We start from the raw sequence: 17,849 nt of genomic DNA on the forward strand, positions 1-17,849 counted from the left end.
CAATGCTGTCCCGCCCTACATGAGCGACTTCTTGCCCGGACCGGACGACTTGAGCGCCGCCTCCTCCGCGTCGAGGAACGCCAGCACCGACCGCACCGCCGGCTCCTGGTAGCGCCCTTCCGCGCGGGCGGTCAGGACCGCCTGCCGTTCGGCGGTGATCATCGTGCGCCGCAGGTGCCGGTACTCCATCGGGGTGTCCTCCGTCTCGTCCGGCGACGGGTTCTCCAGCGCGTCGGAGAGGAACACGGCGTTGACCCGCAGCCGCTCGATCACCCTCTCGTCCTCGTTGCCCGTGATCTGTGTGTCGAGGTGCTCCAGCCCCGCGGTCTGCGCTTCCGCGAGCAGCCGCTGCATCTCGCTCGCCTCCTGTGCGAAGTCGGGCGACGGCAGATGGAGTCGCCGGATCACCCAGGGGAGGGCCAGCCCCTCCAGGAGCGTCGCCACCACGACCACGAACGCCAGGAACTGCAGGAACTCCCGGTGCGGCGTCTCGGTCGGCAGCAGGAACACCGCCGCGAGGGTGACCACCCCGCGGATCCCCGCGAACGACACCGCGATCCCGGTCGGCCACGACCACCCGCGCTCGCGCAGGCGCCGGGGCCCGTACTTGTACAGCGCCGTCGTGCCCACCATCCACAGGAACCGCGCCAGGAACAGCGCCACCAGCACGACCACGCTGATGATCACCGTCTCCCACACCGTGATGCCGGAGCGGAACGCCCCGCTGAGGATGCTCGACAGTTCCAGCCCGATGAACAGGAACACCGCGTTCTCCAGCAGGAACTGGATCGTGCGCCAGTTGATGGTCTCGGCGATGCGGGCCTCCGCCGTCTGGATGGTCGGCGACCGGTACCCGAGATAGAGGCCCGCCACCACGACGGAGAGGATGCCCGACCCGTGCAGGAACTGCGACGGGATGAACGCCAGGTAGGGGGTGATGAGCCCGAGCGACGTGTCCAGCACGGGGGAGCGGAGCTGCTTGCGGATCAGCGACAGGATCCAGCCGATCGCGAGCCCCACGCCGATCCCGACGACCACCGCCAGGCCGAACTCGCCCGCGATCGTCCACGGGTTGATCACACTGACGATGGCGGCGATGCTCGCGTTCAGGGCCACGAGGGCGGTCGCGTCGTTGAGCAGGCTCTCGCCCTCCAGCACTGTCACGAGCCGTCGGGGGAGGTGCCCGCGGCCGGCGATCGCCGTCACCGCCACCGTGTCCGTCGGCGCCACCACCGCACCGAACGCGAAGGCCGCCGCGAGCGTGATCGCGGGGACGACGAGCCAGGTCGCGAACCCGACCACGATCACGGTGAACGCCACGAGCCCCACCGACAGGAGGAGGATGCCGTCGCGCCTGGCGCGCACGTCGACGATCGAGGTCTGGATGGCGGCGGCGAACAGCAGCGGCGGAAGCAATCCGTAGAGCACGACCTCGGGTTCGAGCGCGATCTGCGGGACGCCGGGGATGAATGACGCGATGGCGCCGACAACCACCAGCACCACCGGGGCCGACCAGCCGACGCGGCGGGACAGCCCGGTGACGGTGACCGTGACGAGGACGAACGACACGATCCAGACGATGGCGGCTACCGGATCCATGGTGTTCATGATGGCCGCAACGCGGAGCGGCCAGCAATGGTTCCCGTGAGTCGGTGGAGAACTCGTTCTCCGTCAGCGATGGGGAGAGTCGGCTGCCTCCACCGCCGGGTGCGCCGCGCACCGGAGCACGTCGCACGCCTCGCAGACCACGAGCTGCTCGCGGCACGACGGGTCCGCGCAGTTGCGCATCCTGCTCGTCGGAGCGTCGCATCCCGCGCACCGGCCGATCACCGCCGGCTCGTCGCCGAACGTGACCGATCCGCGACCGTCGAAGACGTACAGCGAGCCCTCCCACAGGCCGGCATCGCCGAACGTCTCCCCGTACCGGACCACCCCGCCGTCGAGCTGGTACACCTCCTGGAACCCGCGCGACTTCATCAGCCCCGAGAGCACCTCGCAGCGGATCCCGCCGGTGCAGTAGGTGACGACCGGCTTGTCCTTGAGATGGTCGTACTTGCCGCTCTCGAGCTCCGCCACGAACTCGCGGGTGTTGGCCACCTCCGGCACGACCGCGTCGCGGAACCGCCCGATCTCCGCCTCGAAACGATTGCGCCCGTCGAAGAACACCACGTCGTCGCGCTCCTGGACCAGGGTGTGCAGCGCGCGCGGGTCGAGGCGCTCGCCGCCTCCCACGACGCCGTGCTCGTCGACCCGCAGCTCGTCGGGCGCGCCGAACGACACGATCTCCTCCCTGACCTTCACCGACAGCTTCGGGAAGTCGAGACTGCGCCCGTCGGCGTCGAGGCCCGAGCCGGCGCTCCACTTGGCGTCCAGCTCACGGAACCCCGGGTACTCCCGGGTGGAGCGCAGGTACCGCTTCACCGCGTCGAGCTCGCCGCCGACCGTCCCGTTGATGCCGTCCTTCGAGATCAGGATGCGCCCGCGCAGCCCGAGCGACGCGCAGAGGTCACGCTGCCACAGGCGCACCGCCTCCGGATCGGGGAGCGGGGTGAACGCGTAGAAGAGCAGGATCTTGGGGACGGGCACCTGACGATGGTAGGCGAACCCCGCCGGGAGGATCCCGTCCGCCAGCGGCCCACGCGGGCGAAACTGCGAGCGCCGGAAGTTTCGTTCGCCAAGTGTTCAGCCAGCTCGGGCAAGGTGGGAGTAGCCTGCACGGCGCGCACTTCGGCAGAAAGGCGGTTCCTTGCGAACCATCGTCATCATCCCCACCTACGACGAGCGGGAGAACGTGGGCCCGATCGTCGGTCGGGTGCGTGCGTCCGTCCCCTCGGCCGAGGTGCTCGTGGTGGACGACAACTCCCCGGACGGCACCGGGGAGATCGCGGACGCCCTCGCGGCGACCGACTCGAACGTCCACGTCCTGCACCGCGCCGGTAAGGACGGCCTCGGCGCCGCCTACCGCGAGGGGATGCAGTGGGCGCTCGACGCCGGCTACGACCGCATCGTCGAGATGGACGCGGACGGATCGCACCGCCCCGAAGAGCTCTCCCGGCTGCTCGACGCCCTGCGCGGGGACGAGCCGGGCGCCGGAGCCGACCTCGTGCTCGGCTCGCGCTGGGTCCCGGGTGGCGGCGTCGTCAACTGGCCCGCTCGCCGCCGGCTGCTCTCGCGCGGGGGGAGCGCCTACTCGCGCATCGCCCTCGGCGTCCCGGTCCGCGACGTGACCGGCGGCTACCGCGCCTTCACCGCCGACGCCCTCCGCCGCATCCACTTCGCGGATGTGGAGAGCCAGGGCTACTGCTTCCAGATCGACATGCTGCGCCGCGCCCACCAGGCCGGCCTGTCCATCGCCGAGGTGCCGATCACGTTCGTCGAGCGCGAGCACGGCGCGTCGAAGATGACCGGAGGGATCGTGGCCGAGGCGATGCTGCGCGTCACCGGGTGGGGGATCACCGGCCTGCCGTCCCGGTTCCGTCGCCGTCCCGAGCCCGCCGCGATCTCCGAATCCGCTCAGCGCGCCTGAGCCTCCGGCGCGCTGCCGGCCGGGCGAGCGTAGGTTACGGATATGACCTCGAACGATCCCCTGGAGCGCTTCGGCGCCGTCCCGCACTTCAGCCTGACCAGCGACGACATCGCCGATGACCGGCCGCTCTCCCGCGAGCAGTGGGGTGCGGGCGGCGGAGGCGGGGACATCTCGCCCCAGCTGTCGTGGAGCGGGTTCCCGGCCGAGACGAAGAGCTTCGCCGTCACCATCCACGACCCCGATGCCCCGACGGGCTCCGGATTCTGGCACTGGGCCGTGTTCAACATCCCGGCCGACGTCACCTCCCTTCCGGCCGGAGCCGGTGCGGAGGGAGGGGCGAGCCTGCCCCAGGGCGCCGCGATGCTCTCGAACGAGCTGGGCGCGAAGAGCTTCACCGGGGCCGGGCCCCCGCCGGGGACCGGCACCCACCACTACCACGTGATCGTGCACGCGCTGGATGTCGACCGCCTCGACCTCGATCCCGCGTCGACCCCGGCCGTGCTCGGTTTCAACGCGCACTTCCACACGCTCGCGCGCGCCGTGCTCACCCCGGTCGCCACCGCCGGCGACATCTGATCGGCGCGGCCGGCCGGGCCGCGTGTCAGTGCTTGGTGCCCGTGAGGGCCAGGACGCCGCCGAGGCCGATCATCATCACGCCTCCGGCGGCGCCCAGGCGCTCGACCCGCTTCGGCGAGCGCCCGAACCACTGCCGGGCGGTGCCGGCGGCCAGCGCCCAGACGCTGTCGAAGAGCAGGGCGAGCAGCAGGAATACGACGCCCAGCTCGAACATCTGCAGCGGGATGCCGCCCGCGCCGTAGTCGACGAACTGCGGCAGGACGGCCACGAAGAACACGAGCGACTTCGGATTCGTCAGCCCGACCAGGAAGCCCTCGGCCAGGATCCGCCACGGCGAGCGCGTCGGCTGCTCCTCGTGCGTCACCGAGGTGTGCCTCCGGTGCCGGATTGCCTGGACGCCCAGGTACACGAGGTAGGCCGCGCCCACGAGCTTGATCACCGTGAACACGACGACGGACTGCGCCACGAGCGCGCCGATCCCGAGCGCCACGGCGATCACGAGGGGCAGTATCCCGAGCGCGTTGCCCAGGACGCTGAGCAGTCCGCCCGCACGGCCCAGCGCCAGTGAGCGGCCGATCACGAAGAGCACGCTCGGGCCCGGGATGACGATGAGCGCCACGGAGGCGAGCGCGAACGCCAGCAGGGAGGGGCCGGGGACCATGAGCAGAGCGTAGCGAGGTAGGTTCGATACGTGAAGATCCACAACGTCCGTGTGCACCGCAGCGAGGAGAACCTCGCCCGTCAGGACCAGCTCGCCTGGAAGCTCGCCGAGGTCGCCGCCGACCCGGTGGAGGTCGACGCCGAGGTCACCGAGATGGTGATCAACCGCGTGATCGACAACGCCGCCGTGGCCGCTGCGTCCCTCACCCGCCGTCCCGTCGTCTCCGCGCGTTCGCAGGCGCTGGCCCATCCCCTCCCCGTGCGTCAGCTCGAGGAGCTCACCGGGTCCGCCGACCGCCCGCAGGACGGTGCGACCGTCTTCGGCGAGCAGGAGGCCGTGCGCGTCTCTCCGGAGTGGGCTGCGTGGGCCAACGGCGTCGCGGTGCGCGAGCTCGACTATCACGACACCTTCCTGGCCGCGGAGTACTCGCATCCCGGGGACAACATCCCGCCGATCACCGCGGTCGCCCAGCACGCGGCCCGCGCGTTCGGATTCACCGGTCGCGAACTCGTCCGCGGCATCGCGACCGGGTACGAGGTGCAGATCGATCTGGCGAAGGCGATCAGCCTGCACGCCCACAAGATCGACCACGTCGCGCATCTCGGCCCGTCGGCCGCCGCCGGCATCGGGACCCTGCTCGGCCTGCCGGTCGAGACGATCTTCCAGGCCATCGGCCAGGCGCTGCACACCACCACCGCCACCCGGCAGTCCCGCAAGGGCGAGATCTCGTCGTGGAAGGCGCACGCCCCGGCGTTCGCCGGCAAGATGGCGGTCGAGGCGATCGATCGTGCCATGCGTGGCGAGACGAGCCCGACGCCGATCTACGAGGGCGAGGACGGTGTGATCGCCTGGCTGCTGGATGGCCCGTCCGCCTCCTACGATGTGCCGTTGCCGGTGGCGGGGGAGGCCAAGCGGGCGATCCTGGATTCGTACACGAAGGAGCACTCGGCCGAGTACCAGGCCCAGGCGTGGATCGACCTCGCGCGGAAGCTGCATCGCGAGCACCCCGAGGTCGCGGATCCGTCCCGGGTGGAGTCGATCCTCATCCACACCTCGCATCACACGCACTATGTGATCGGCTCCGGCGCGAACGACCCGCAGAAGTACGACCCGACCGCGTCCCGGGAGACCCTGGACCACTCCATCCCGTACATTTTCACCGTCGCGCTGCAGGACGGCGGTTGGCACCACGTCGAGTCGTACCTGCCGTCGCGTGCCGCCCGCCCGGACACGGTGGAGCTCTGGGGCAAGGTGACCACCACGGAGGACCCGGAGTGGACCCGCCGCTACCACTCGATCGACCCCGCCGAGAAGGCGTTCGGCGGCCGAGTGGAGATCCGGCTCGCCGACGGCCGCGTGATCACCGACGAGATCGCCGTCGCCGACGCCCACCCGCTCGGGGCGCGTCCGTTCGCGCGAGCGGATTACGTCGCCAAGTTCCGCACCCTCGCGCAGGGCGTGCTCGAGGAGGCCGAGATCGAACGCTTCCTCGCTCTGGCCCAGCGCCTGCCCGAGCTGTCGGCCGCGGAGCTCGGTGGTCTCACCATCACCGCCGCCCCGGGGGTGCTCGCGTCCGTTCCGACTCCGATGGGACTGTTCTGATGCTGTACTCCTCTCTCCCCGCCCACGAGAAGCGGGCTGCGTTCCGTGCCCGACTGGCCTCCGGCGAATTGATCCGGATGCCCGGGGCGTTCAATCCCCTCTCCGCCAGGCTCATCGAGCGCAAAGGCTTCGAAGGCGTCTACATCTCCGGCGCCGTGCTCTCGGCCGACCTCGGTCTGCCCGACATCGGCCTGACCACCCTCACCGAGGTCGCCGGCCGGTCGGCGCAGATCGCCCGCATGACCGACCTGCCCGCCCTGGTCGACGCCGACACCGGCTTCGGCGAGCCCATGAATGTCGCCCGCACCGTCCAGTCCCTCGAGGATGCCGGCGTCGCGGGCCTGCACATCGAGGACCAGGTCAACCCCAAGCGCTGCGGCCACCTCGACGGCAAGCAGGTCGTCGACGAGAACACCGCCCTCAAGCGCATCCGCGCCGCCGCCGACGCCCGCCGTGACCCCAACCTGCTCATCATGGCCCGCACCGACATCCGGGCCGTCGACGGCCTGGACGCCGCCATCGACCGGGCCAAAGCCCTCGTCGACGCCGGTGCGGATGCCATCTTCCCGGAGGCGATGGCCGACCTCTCCGAGTTCGAGGCCGTCCGTCGGGCGATCGACGTGCCCATGCTCGCCAACATGACCGAGTTCGGAAAGAGCGACCTCTTCACCGTCGACCAGCTCCGCGACGTCGGGGTGAACATCGTCATCTGGCCGGTCTCCCTCCTCCGTCTCGCCATGGGCGCCGCCGAGCGCGGCCTCGATCAGCTGGTCGGCGAGGGAACGCTGAAGCCGATGCTCGGCGAGATGCAGCATCGCGCCGATCTGTACGACCTGATTGACTACGAGGGATACAACGCGTTCGACACTTCGGTGTTCAATTTCGACGTGCGCCGCTAGCGCGACGCAGGACGGAGCGAAGGAGCTCGCATGACCGATTCGCAGATCCACAAGGGCCTCGCCGGCGTCGTGGTGGACACCACGGCTGTTTCGTCCGTGAACCCGGAGACCAACTCCCTGCTCTATCGGGGGTATCCCGTGCAGGAGCTCGCGGCGCACTGCTCGTTCGAGGAGGTCGCCTTCCTCCTGTGGAACGGGGAACTGCCCACCCCCGAGCAGCGCGAGGCGTTCGAAGCCCAGGAGCGCTCCCTCCGCCGTCTCGATGAACGCACCCGCCGCGCCCTCGACGACATCCCGACCTCCGCCCACCCGATGGACGCTCTCCGCACCGCCGTCAGCCAGCTCGGCGGCCTGGACGACTCCCTCCAGCAGTCCGACGGCATCCTCGACCCCGACCTCAACGCGGGCCGAGCCCTCTATCTCTTCGCCCAGCTCCCGACGATCGTCGCGTACATCCAGCGCCGTCGTCGTGGTCTCGAGCCGGTCGAGCCCCGTGACGATCTGGACTACTCGCGCAACTTCCTGTGGCTCACCTTCGGGGAGGTCCCGGACGACGTGGTCGTCGACGCCTTCCGGGTCTCGCTGGTGCTCTACGCGGAGCACTCGTTCAACGCCTCCACCTTCACCGCACGCGTGATCGCCTCCACCCTCTCCGATGTCTACTCCGCCGTCACCGGGGCAATCGGTGCCCTCAAAGGTCCCCTCCACGGCGGCGCCAACGAGGCGGTCATGCACGCCTTCGACGAGATCGGCACCGCCGACAAGGCTGACGCCTGGCTCGACTCCGCCCTGGCCGAGAAGCGGAAGATCATGGGCTTCGGCCACCGCGTCTACAAGAACGGCGACTCCCGCGTGCCCACCATGAAGGCCGCCCTCGAGTCCCTGGTCGAGCACTACGACCGCCAGGAGGTGCTCGACCTCTACAACGCCCTCGAGTCCGCGATGGTCGAGCGCAAGAACATCAAGCCCAACCTCGACTACCCCTCAGGCCCGGCTTACAACCTCATGGGTTTCGACACCGACACCTTCACCCCCCTCTTCGCCGCTGCGCGCGTCACCGGCTGGACCGCCCACGTCTTCGAGCAGTACGCCGCCAACTCCCTTATCCGCCCCCTCTCTCAGTACACAGGCCCGGAGGAGCGCCACCTGGACCGCTGATCAGCCCGGGCGACGCACCCGCGGTGCTTCGGGGGTGCCTCACCGCCAGAGCAGCAGGGCCTCCCCCTGGCCGCCCCCGCCGCACAGCGCCACGGCCGCCCGCCCGGAACCCCGGCGAGCGAGTTCGTGCGCGGCGTGACCGGCCAGCCGCGCCCCCGACGCTCCGATGGGGTGGCCGAGTGCGATGGCTCCGCCGTGGATGTTCACGGAGTCGCTGTTCACCCCGAGATCGGCCATCGACTGCAGCGCCACGGCGGCGAACGCCTCGTTGATCTCGATCAGGTCGAGCTCGTCCACACCCCATCCCGCGCGGGACAGCGCCGCCTCGATCGCGTGCGACGGCTGCGAGTGGAGCGAGTTGTCGGGCCCCGCCACCTGCCCGCTCGCCCCCACGACGGCAAGCCAATCGAGCCCGAGGCGCTCGGCGTTCCCTCGGCTGGTCAGCACCAGTGCGGCCGCTCCGTCGCTCAGGGGGGAGGAGTTGCCGGCGGTCAACGTGCCGCCCTCCGCGAAGCTCGGCTTGAGCCGCGCCAGCGTCTCGGACGTCGAATCGGGACGCACGCCTTCGTCGCTGCTGACCACGAGCGGCTCGCCCTTGCGCTGCGGGATGCTGACCGGCGCGATCTCGTCGTCGAAGACACCGGCGGCCGCTGCCGCCCCCGCCCGCTGGTGCGATGCGGCGGAGAACGCGTCCTGCGCCTCCCGGGTGAGCCCGAGTTGTTCGGTGTAGCGCTCGGTCGACGCCCCCATCGAGATGCCGTCGAAGGCGTCGGTCAGCCCGTCGTGTGCGGCGGAGTCGAGCGCCTGGATGGATCCATAGGTCCACCCCATGCGTGAACCGGGCAGCACGTGCGGCGCATTGGTCATCGACTCCTGACCGCCGGCCACGACGACCGTCGCCTCGCCCGCACGGATCAGGCGCGCCGCATCGGTGACGGCGGCGAGGCCGGAGAGACACACCTTGTTGATGGTGGTCGCGGGGACGTTCCACCCGATCCCGGCCGCGATAGCGGTCTGTCGGGCGGGGTTCTGCCCGGCCCCTGCCTGGAGCACCTGGCCGAAGATCACCGTGTCGACGGCATCTGCATCAAGACCGGAACGCTTCAGCGCCTGCGTGAGGGCAGTGGCGCCGAGCTGCACGGCGCTCAGCGACGCGAGTGCTCCCTTGATCTTGCCGAACGGGGTTCGGGCGGCGGACAGGATGACGACGTCGTCCGGACTGGCCATGTGCTGCTCCTTACGTTGCTGGATGACTCCATTGTGGCTCCGTCGGTGCCGACCGTCCCGGAGTGATCGGAATCCGTGGACAGATCGTTGATCCACAGACCTGTGGAGAGATTTCGTCCCCTTATCCACAGCAAGGGCCCGGCGGGGACTTCTCCACAGATTCTGGCCACCGGCTTCGAGGAGGCGTCCTCATTCCTACCGTGGAGTCATGTCCCAGCAACCACCAGACGAGGAGGAATCCCTTGCGAGCGTCCCCGTGCACGACCGGCCCCGCGAGCGAATGCGGCGTCTCGGCGTCGGTTCACTCACCGACGACGAAGTGCTCGCTCTCGTGCTCGGCTCGGGTCAGAGCGGCAAGAGCGTCCGTGCCCTGGCCCGCTCGATCCTCCGTCGCACGGGCGGCTTCCCCGGACTCGCGACGATGGACTTCGCGCGTCTCGAGACCCTCCCCGGCGTCGGGCCCGCGACCGCGGGGCGCCTGGTCGCGATCATCGAGATCTGGCGGCGTGCCGGTGCATCGTCGGCCTGGACGCGTCTGGTCGACGACAAGGCGATCGCCGACATCGTCCGGCCCGAGCTCCTGCATCGCGACAGCGAGCGCTTCCTCGTGGTCGTCGCCGATCGCGCGGCCCGTCCGCTCGAGCTGGTCCTCCTCAGCGACGGAGGCGTGGACGATACGCGCATCCAGCCGGCGGATGTCCTGCAGCCGGTCATCACCCGCGGTGGCAGATCCTTCGCCGTCGCGCACAACCATCCGTCCGGGGTCATCGACGCATCCGTCGCCGACCTCGTGCTCACGCGCCGACTGGATCAGGCGGCGGCGACGATCGGGCTCCGCTTCCTCGGCCACATCCTCGTCGCAGGGGACCGATGGTCGTCGATCACCGCGAGCGGGTCGGGCTCTACGGGGTCAGGCGCGTCGGTCCGCGGAACAGGTAGGTCGTCTCACGCAGGTTCGAGAGGTGCAGCATGAGCATCAGCACGCGCGCCAGCCCCATTCCGAAGCCGCCGTGCGGCGGAACGCCGTAGCGGAAGAAGGCGAGCACGTCCTCGAGCTCCTCGACGGACAGGCCCTTCTCGCGCGCCTGCTTCTCGATGACGTCGACGCGGTGCTCGCGCTGGGCGCCCGTGGAGATCTCGACCCCGTTGAAGATGAGGTCATAGCTCTTGGTGATGGACTCATCGTCCTCGTGGCGCATGTGGTAGTACGGCCGGATGGTCGAGGCGTAGTCCGTCAGGAACACGAACTCGTGGCCGTAGGTCTCCTTCACATACGCGGAGATCTGACGCTCGCCCTCGGGGTCCATGTCGTCGTCGTCGCGCGGAACCTCGTAGCCGCGCTCGGCCACGATCCGCTTGGCCTCGGCGAGCGGGATCCGCGGGAACGGAGTCGCCGGGACGGTCACCTCGACGCCGAACAGCGCCTCGATCTCCTCGCCGTGCTTCTCCTTGACCGCGGTGAACCCCGCGACGAGGAGCTCCTCGTGCACCTTCATGACATCCTCGTGGCTGTCGATCCAGCTGAGCTCGGTGTCGATGCTCGTGAACTCCGTCGCGTGGCGGCTGGTGAAGCTGGGGTCGGCGCGGAACGCCGGGCCGATCTCGAACACGCGGCCGAAGCCGGCGGCCTGAGCCATCTGCTTGAAGATCTGCGGGCTCTGCGCCAGGTAGGCGGTGGTCTCGAAGTAGTCCAGCTCGAAGAGCTCGGCCCGCGACTCCGAGGCGGAGGCCATCAGCTTCGGGGTGTGGATCTCGACGAAGTCGTTCTCGACCCAGTACTGGCGCAGCGCGTGCTCGAAGGTTGTCTGCACGCGGAAGATGAGGTTGTTCTTCGGCTCGCGCAGGTCGAGGAAGCGCCAGTCCATGCGCTTGTCGATACCGCTGTCGGCGGCGATCGGCGTCTCCGGGATGGCAGCGGTCTCCACGGTGAGAGTGCTCAGCTTGATCTCGATGCCGCCGAGCTTGACGCGCTCGTCGTGCTTCAGCTCGCCGGTGGCGCGCACGAAGCTTCCCTGAGAAAGACCGGAGATGGTGGTGGCGGGCTCGTCGGCGACGACGGTGCCGTCCTCAGCGACGGTGCGCGGGTTGACCAGCTGCACCGCTCCCGACTCGTCGCGCAGCACGACGAACTGCACCTTCTTCTGGTCGCGGACGGTTTCGACCCATCCGGCGACGCTGACGGGGCCGTCGGGGTGGGCGGCGAGGTCTCTGATCAAAACGCGTGCGGTCACGATCAGCAAGCCTACCGCCCGGGCTTACCGCCCGGAGGGGGTCCAGCGGAGGCGCCCGTGCCCGCGCTCAGTGAATTCAAGGGAAAAGGCTCCGTAGACTGGGGCTGTGGTAGCAAGCCAGGTTCATCTCGTCCGCCATGGCGAGGTGTTCAATCCCGACGGCATCCTGTATGGCAGGCTGCCGGGCTTCGGCCTCTCCAAACTCGGGCACCGGATGGCTCAGAGCGCGGCCGACGAGATCATCTCGCGCGGCCGCCCGGTGGCCTCCGTCCGCGTCTCCCCGCTCCAGCGGACCCGCGAATCGGCGGCGCCCATCCTTGCCGCGGTCGGAGTCGAGCCCACGATCGACGACCGGATCATCGAGCCGACGAATCACTTCGAAGGCACCGTGATGCGGCGCGCGCTGAAGAAGCCGCAGAACTGGCCGTTCCTGATCAATCCGCTCCGGCCGAGCTGGGGCGAGGCCTATGCCAGCATCGCGAAGCGCATGCGGGCCGCCATCGACGACGCCTTCGAGTCCGTCGACGAGGGCGATGTCGTCCTGGTCAGCCACCAGCTCCCGATCTGGATCTCCCACCTGTCTGTCGCCGGCGAGCGGTTCTGGCACGATCCGCGATCGCGGCGCTGCGCGCTCTCGAGCATCACGACGTTCGAGCGCACCACGGAGCCGCTGGCCGCCGAGCCGTCGGCCGCCGCGTCGCCGTCCGCCGGGACCGCCGAGTCGCCGGCTGCCGAGCCTGGCCCACCCGTCCTCCGTCTCGTCGAGGTGGGGTACGTCGAGCCGGCCGCCGACCTCCAAGCCTCGGCGACCGATGTGGGAGCCGTGTGATGCGCACCCCGAAGACCCGAACCCGTCGCCTTGCCCTGATGCTGCCGGCCGCTGCTGCCGCGGCCGCGCTGCTGCTCAGCGGCTGCACGGCCAACGACAGCCTCGCGACGCAGTACCGCTCCGGCACCGGGCAGAACTACATCGCCGGGGACGGCACCGTCAGCGAGTTCGCCGCCGGCAGCCGTGGCGACGCGGTCAGTTTCCAGGGCACCCTGGCCGACGGATCACCGGTCTCGTCGAAGGACTACGCCGGCGACGTCCTGGTCGTGAACTTCTGGTACGCGGGATGCCCGCCGTGCCGCGTGGAGGCGCCCGACCTCGAGGCCCTCTACCAGAAGTACAAGGCGGAGGGCGTCGGCTTCCTCGGCGTCAACCTCTACGACTCGGCGAGCACGGCGGCGAGCTTCGAGAAGGACAAGGGCGTCACCTATCCGTCGGTCCTGGACCGCGACACGGGTTCCGTCCTCCTCGCGTTCAGCAAGACCGTTCCGCCGAAGGCGACACCGACCACGCTCGTGATCGACAAGAAGGGGCGCGTCTCCGCGCGCATCCTGGGTGCGATTCCCGACCGCAGCATCCTCGACTCCCTGATCTCCGACGCCGTGGCCGAGAACTGACGTGGGAGGAGTCGGAGAGATCGTCTTCAGCGGCCAGCTGGTGTTGGCGCTGCCGATCGCGCTGCTCGCCGGCCTCGTCTCGTTCGCGTCGCCCTGCGTCCTCCCGCTGGTGCCGGGCTACCTGGCCTACGTCGGCGGGATCAGCGACCCGGGAGGCAAGCGCGACCGGTCACGGGTGATCACGGGCGTCGCCCTCTTCATCCTCGGCTTCGCCATCGTCTTCATCGCCTACGGTGCCGCCTTCGGTGCCCTGGGACTCTGGCTGGTCCGCTGGCAGGAGATGGTCATCCGGATCCTCGGCGTTCTCGTGATCATCATGGGCCTGGTGTTCATCGGGCAGTTCTCCTTCCTCCAGCGCACGATCAAGCCGGGCTGGCGGCCGGCGACCGGCCTGATCGGCGCGCCGTTGCTCGGCATCGTGTTCGGCCTCGGCTGGACGCCGTGCATCGGCCCGACCCTCGCCGCCATCAGCGCGCTGAGCGTCGGCACGGGGTCGCCGTGGCGCGGGGCGCTCCTCGGGCTCTTCTACTGCATCGGCCTCGGCATCCCGTTCCTGCTCGTGGCGCTCGGCTTCGACTGGGTCGCGGGCTCCGTCGCCTTTATCAAGCGGCATATCCGCACCATCAACATCATCGGCGGCGTTCTGCTGGTGATCATCGGCATTCTCATGGCCTCGGGCCTCTGGAGCGCAATCATGTCCCAGTTCTTGGCGGTGATCCAAGGTTTTGAGCCGGCCCTCTGATCACATCGACTCCGCGCCTCCGCACGTCGACCCCGATGTCGTCCAGCCGAAGCTGGGCCCCCTGGGATGGGTGCGCTGGTTCTGGCGGCAGCTCACGAGCATGCGCACGGCGCTGTTCCTGCTCCTGCTGCTGGCGGTCGCAGCCGTACCCGGCTCGCTGGTTCCGCAGCGCACCGCCGACCCGAACGGCGTCATCCAGTACTTCACCGACAACCCGCAGCTCGCGCCCGTCCTGGACAAGCTGCAATTCTTCGACGTCTACACGTCGGCCTGGTTCTCGGCGATCTATCTGCTGCTCTTCGCGTCCCTCATCGGCTGCATCATCCCGCGCACGAAGCACCACTTCCAGGCGATGCGCGCCAAGCCGCCGAAGACGCCCGTCCGCCTGACGAGGATGGCCGGATTCCAGGCGCGGATCCTGCCGGCGGAGCTCCGCGCGAACGCCCCCGAACCGATCGCCGAAGCGCGGGAGATCCTCCGCAAGGCCCGCTATCGGACGGCGATCTACGAGGACGGCCGTTCGATCTCCGTCTCGGCGGAGCGCGGCTATCTGCGTGAGAGCGGCAACCTCGTCTTCCACATCGCCCTTCTCGGGGTCCTGGTCGCGATCGGCGTCGGTGGCGGCTTCGGCTACACGGGGCAGAAGGTGGTCGTCGAGGGACAGAGCTTCGTGAACAGTCTTCCCTCGTACAACTCGTTCAACCCGGGACGCTTCTTCAGCGATTCGGCGCTCGCGCCGTTCTCGATCCGCGTCGACAAGCTCGACGTGTCCTACGAGACCGAGAACAAGAACGCCGTCGGCGCTCCGCTGGACTACACCGCACACGTGACCACGACCGGCCCGGGGAGCGCGTCGAGTTCGACCACGATCAAGGTGAACGAGCCGCTGGCCATCGGGGGGACGAACGTATACCTCCTCGGCAACGGGTACGCGCCGACCGTCACCGTGCGTGATCCGGACGGCAAGGTGGTGTTCACCGACTCGGTGCCGTTCCTCGCGGAGGATGCGAGGCTCACCTCGCTCGGCTGGATCAAGATCCCGGACGGGCTGAAGACGCAGGTGGGGATGAGGGGCTTCTTCTATCCCACCGTCGGCGACAGTCAGACGGCGAGCGGCGCTCTGACCTCCACGTTCCCGGGTCTGAACGATCCGCTGCTGAGCCTGAACGTCTACGTCGGCGACCTGGGCGTCGACAGCGGGGTCCCGCAGTCGGTCTACAGCCTGAACACCGACAAGCTGGAGCAGGTGGCCGGTCCCCCGACCAAGACGAAGGCGCTCCAGATCAAACTCGGGCAGACCGTCGAGCTCCCGAACGGGCTCGGCACGATCTCGCTCGACAACGTGAAGCGCTACGTGTCGCTCGACGTGCATCACGATCCCGCGCAGGGATGGGTGCTCGCCTTCGCGGTGCTGATCTTCACCGGCCTCCTGGTCGCGCTCTTCGTGCCACGACGTCGTATCTGGGTGAAAGCCGTCGAGAACCGAGACGGCTCGCTCACCCTGGAGTACGCTGGCCTCGCCCGTGGTGAGGACCCCAATCTGATCGCAGCCGTCTCCGCCATCGCGGACGAACACGCGACATCCCTCTCCCGCCAACAGAAGAATTAGGTTTTCACCGTGACCGAGACCCTGTCCCAGCTCTCCACCGTGTTCATCTACGCGGCGATGGGGGTCTACGCCGCTGCATTCATCGCCTTCGCGCTGGATCTCGCCCGACGAGGAGCGCGGGTGACCGCGGTCGAAGCCGCATCGGTGCCCAGCGCCGTCGCCAGGCGCGCCGCCGTGCCGGCGAACGCGGGAGCGCGGACCACCATCACGGCGGACACCGGGGGAACCCCGCACGTCGAGGCGCCGCCGAGTTCGGCGCTCGGGCGGCTGTCGTCCCGGATCAGCACCCGTATCGAAGACGACGTCATGAACGGGTCGGTGTCGTCGACGTCGATCCGGTGGGCATTCACGCTCACGATCATCGGCTTCGCCTTCCACCTCGTGGCGACGGTGCTTCGCGGCATCGCTGCCGCGCGAGTGCCGTGGGCCAACATGTGGGAGTTCTCGATGACGGGGACCCTCGTCATCATCGGCGTCTTCCTGGTCGCGAACCTCAAGTGGGACATCAAGTACCTCGGGACGTTCATCGTGGGTCTGGTCCTGGTGCTCCAGGGCATCGCACTCCTGCGTTACTACGTGCCGGTGGTTCCGCTCCAGCCGGCGCTGCAGTCGTACTGGTTGGTGATCCACATCATCGTCGCCGTGCTGGGCACGGCGTTTTTCGCCCTCGGGTTCGCGCTCTCCGGTCTGCAGCTGCTGCAGTACCGGCGGGAGCGTCAGATCGCCGAGTCCCGTCCGCAGCAGTTCCGGTTCCTGGCAACGCTGCCGAGTTCGGTCGCACTCGAGAACCTCGCCTACCGGATCAACATCGTCGGCTTCATCGCCTGGACCTTCACCCTCATCGCCGGAGCGATCTGGGCTGAGAAGGCATGGGGCCGTTACTGGGGTTGGGACACGAAGGAGGTCTGGACCTTCGTGATCTGGGTCATCTATGCGGGGTACATCCACGCGCGCGCCACCCGCGGTTGGCGCGGATCGCGTTCGGCCTGGCTCGCGATCATCGGGTTCGCCGCCGTGATGTTCAACTTCGGGATCGTGAACGTGTTCTTCAAGGGGCTGCACACGTACTCGGGTCTGTAACCCGTCCCCATCCGTCGACTGGAAAGCGTCGGCCGGAATCCTGCACTGGATTCGGGCCGGCGCTTTCGGCATTCGAGGGAGACCCCGACCCGACCAAAGCGTGGGCTTCGCCGGGGTGATGTCAGGGGCGACGTTAGAAAAACCGCGTGATTCCGCGGAAGTCAAGCGCGACACGCCCGGGATGATCGCGAGATTTGCACGCTCTCGGGGACCTGCGTAAAGTACTTACTTGTCACCCCAAAGGTGCGGGAGAGCGGAAGAGCTTCCCGGCCTCAAGAGGGACCAAATCCTTAGCCTAGCGGCAAATCGGAACTTGTAAGAGTTCCTTTGTTGCGCTTAGGATTAACACCCCACTCACTGAGCAGGTCTAACCGGTTCGGTTCGTGCAAATCGGATGTATCCCACGATGGATGAACGAAAGAGCGCGAAACGGCCGACTTGACAAACTGACTGAGAGTGGTAAGGTAGAGAAGTTGCCTCACAGAGCAGCCCGAGAGGGTGAAAGGTGAGAGCGTCCGATCCTTGAGAACTCAACAGCGTGCACAATGTCAAATGCCAAATAACCTCGGTATTGACTTGAAAGACTTCGGTCTGATGGTCGATACGAGATTCCTTTGGATTAGAACAGAATGTCAGTAGATATTCGAAACTAGTCAAGACAAACTCGCAGTGCTTGGACACATTTCCTGTCCTGCCTGCACAATGTTTCCCAGTCGCTTGCGACTGTGGAGCTAAACATTTACGGAGAGTTTGATCCTGGCTCAGGACGAACGCTGGCGGCGTGCTTAACACATGCAAGTCGAACGATGAACCAGGAGCTTGCTCTTGGGGATTAGTGGCGAACGGGTGAGTAACACGTGAGTAACCTGCCCTTGACTCTGGGATAACCTCCGGAAACGGAAGCTAATACCGGATACGAACTGCGAAGGCATCTTCAGCAGTTGGAAAGAACTTCGGTCAAGGATGGACTCGCGGCCTATCAGGTAGTTGGTGAGGTAACGGCTCACCAAGCCTACGACGGGTAGCCGGCCTGAGAGGGTGACCGGCCACACTGGGACTGAGACACGGCCCAGACTCCTACGGGAGGCAGCA

At 68.2% G+C, this 17,849-nt stretch carries 16 protein-coding genes and 1 rRNA gene; 12 read left to right on the forward strand and 5 right to left on the reverse strand.

Going from position 1 to position 17,849, the window contains the following annotated elements; all coding sequences use genetic code 11:
• Positions 1 to 15 precede the first annotated feature (15 nt).
• Positions 16 to 1,599 (reverse strand): Na+/H+ antiporter, encoded by a 1,584-nt coding sequence (locus BGO91_RS09665; protein ID WP_290472548.1) that lies wholly within the window; start codon positions 1,597 to 1,599, stop codon positions 16 to 18.
• Between the two features lie 72 nt (positions 1,600 to 1,671).
• Positions 1,672 to 2,586 (reverse strand): rhodanese-related sulfurtransferase, encoded by a 915-nt coding sequence (locus BGO91_RS09670; protein ID WP_290472549.1) that lies wholly within the window; start codon positions 2,584 to 2,586, stop codon positions 1,672 to 1,674.
• 160 nt (positions 2,587 to 2,746) lie between these two features.
• On the opposite strand from BGO91_RS09670, the gene BGO91_RS09675 reads away from it, so the two are divergent.
• The gene (locus tag BGO91_RS09675) at positions 2,747 to 3,526 is read left to right on the forward strand and encodes a polyprenol monophosphomannose synthase (protein ID WP_290472550.1); all 780 of its coding nucleotides are present in this window, start codon (positions 2,747 to 2,749) and stop codon (positions 3,524 to 3,526) included.
• Positions 3,527 to 3,568: 42 nt separating this feature from the next.
• Positions 3,569 to 4,102, forward strand: coding sequence for a YbhB/YbcL family Raf kinase inhibitor-like protein (locus BGO91_RS09680; RefSeq protein WP_290472551.1), 534 nt, complete (start codon positions 3,569 to 3,571; stop codon positions 4,100 to 4,102).
• A 25-nt stretch (positions 4,103 to 4,127) separates the two neighbouring features.
• Here BGO91_RS09680 and BGO91_RS09685 read toward each other — a convergent pair whose 3' ends face one another.
• The gene (locus BGO91_RS09685) at positions 4,128 to 4,763 is read right to left on the reverse strand and encodes a LysE family translocator (protein ID WP_290472552.1); all 636 of its coding nucleotides are present in this window, start codon (positions 4,761 to 4,763) and stop codon (positions 4,128 to 4,130) included.
• A gap of 30 nt (positions 4,764 to 4,793) precedes the next feature.
• On the opposite strand from BGO91_RS09685, the gene BGO91_RS09690 reads away from it, so the two are divergent.
• Genes BGO91_RS09690 through BGO91_RS09700 form a run of 3 tightly spaced genes read left to right on the forward strand, consistent with a single transcriptional unit; the run spans position 4,794 to position 8,422 of the window.
• The gene (locus tag BGO91_RS09690; RefSeq protein WP_290472553.1) at positions 4,794 to 6,365 is read left to right on the forward strand and encodes an MmgE/PrpD family protein; all 1,572 of its coding nucleotides are present in this window, start codon (positions 4,794 to 4,796) and stop codon (positions 6,363 to 6,365) included.
• Entirely contained in the window at positions 6,365 to 7,264 is a 900-nt protein-coding gene (gene prpB / locus BGO91_RS09695) for a methylisocitrate lyase (RefSeq protein ID WP_290472554.1), read from the forward strand. Before BGO91_RS09690 ends, prpB begins: the two co-directional genes overlap by 1 nt.
• A 30-nt stretch (positions 7,265 to 7,294) precedes the next feature.
• Positions 7,295 to 8,422 carry a bifunctional 2-methylcitrate synthase/citrate synthase gene (locus tag BGO91_RS09700; RefSeq protein ID WP_290472555.1) on the forward strand — a complete coding sequence of 376 codons (1,128 nt, stop codon included), beginning with the start codon at positions 7,295 to 7,297 and terminating at the stop codon, positions 8,420 to 8,422.
• A 39-nt stretch (positions 8,423 to 8,461) separates the two neighbouring features.
• Here the strand turns inward: BGO91_RS09700 and BGO91_RS09705 are convergent, their stop codons facing one another.
• Positions 8,462 to 9,649 (reverse strand): acetyl-CoA C-acetyltransferase, encoded by a 1,188-nt coding sequence (locus tag BGO91_RS09705; RefSeq protein ID WP_290472556.1) that lies wholly within the window; start codon positions 9,647 to 9,649, stop codon positions 8,462 to 8,464.
• A 208-nt stretch (positions 9,650 to 9,857) separates the two neighbouring features.
• Here BGO91_RS09705 and BGO91_RS09710 point away from each other — a divergent pair, with 208 nt between their 5' ends.
• Positions 9,858 to 10,622 (forward strand): JAB domain-containing protein, encoded by a 765-nt coding sequence (locus BGO91_RS09710; RefSeq protein ID WP_290472557.1) that lies wholly within the window; start codon positions 9,858 to 9,860, stop codon positions 10,620 to 10,622.
• On the opposite strand, the gene aspS is transcribed toward BGO91_RS09710, so the two are convergent.
• Positions 10,552 to 11,880, reverse strand: coding sequence for an aspartate--tRNA(Asn) ligase (gene aspS, locus BGO91_RS09715; protein WP_290472558.1), 1,329 nt, complete (start codon positions 11,878 to 11,880; stop codon positions 10,552 to 10,554). The genes BGO91_RS09710 and aspS overlap by 71 nt on opposite strands.
• Before the next feature lie 106 nt (positions 11,881 to 11,986).
• Here aspS and BGO91_RS09720 point away from each other — a divergent pair, with 106 nt between their 5' ends.
• The 6 genes from BGO91_RS09720 to BGO91_RS09745 all read left to right on the forward strand — a co-directional run.
• Positions 11,987 to 12,709: a histidine phosphatase family protein gene (locus tag BGO91_RS09720; protein ID WP_290472559.1), complete on the forward strand. Its 723-nt coding sequence runs from the start codon at positions 11,987 to 11,989 to the stop codon at positions 12,707 to 12,709.
• Positions 12,709 to 13,326: a TlpA disulfide reductase family protein gene (locus tag BGO91_RS09725; protein WP_290472560.1), complete on the forward strand. Its 618-nt coding sequence runs from the start codon at positions 12,709 to 12,711 to the stop codon at positions 13,324 to 13,326. The genes BGO91_RS09720 and BGO91_RS09725 overlap by 1 nt, the downstream gene beginning before the upstream one ends.
• A gap of 1 nt (position 13,327) precedes the next feature.
• The gene (locus BGO91_RS09730; RefSeq protein ID WP_290472561.1) at positions 13,328 to 14,068 is read left to right on the forward strand and encodes a cytochrome c biogenesis protein CcdA; all 741 of its coding nucleotides are present in this window, start codon (positions 13,328 to 13,330) and stop codon (positions 14,066 to 14,068) included.
• Entirely contained in the window at positions 14,052 to 15,677 is a 1,626-nt protein-coding gene (locus tag BGO91_RS09735) for a cytochrome c biogenesis protein ResB (protein ID WP_290472562.1), read from the forward strand. Before BGO91_RS09730 ends, BGO91_RS09735 begins: the two co-directional genes overlap by 17 nt.
• A 9-nt stretch (positions 15,678 to 15,686) precedes the next feature.
• A complete protein-coding gene (ccsB, locus tag BGO91_RS09740) occupies positions 15,687 to 16,757 on the forward strand; it encodes a c-type cytochrome biogenesis protein CcsB (RefSeq protein WP_290472563.1) in 1,071 nt (356 codons plus the stop codon).
• A gap of 738 nt (positions 16,758 to 17,495) precedes the next feature.
• Positions 17,496 to 17,849: ribosomal RNA gene (locus BGO91_RS09745) — 16S ribosomal RNA — on the forward strand; the annotation flags it as partial.

It is taken from the genome of Leifsonia sp. 71-9 (genome assembly GCF_001898805.1).
Taxonomy (GTDB): Bacteria; Actinomycetota; Actinomycetes; order Actinomycetales; family Microbacteriaceae; genus Leifsonia.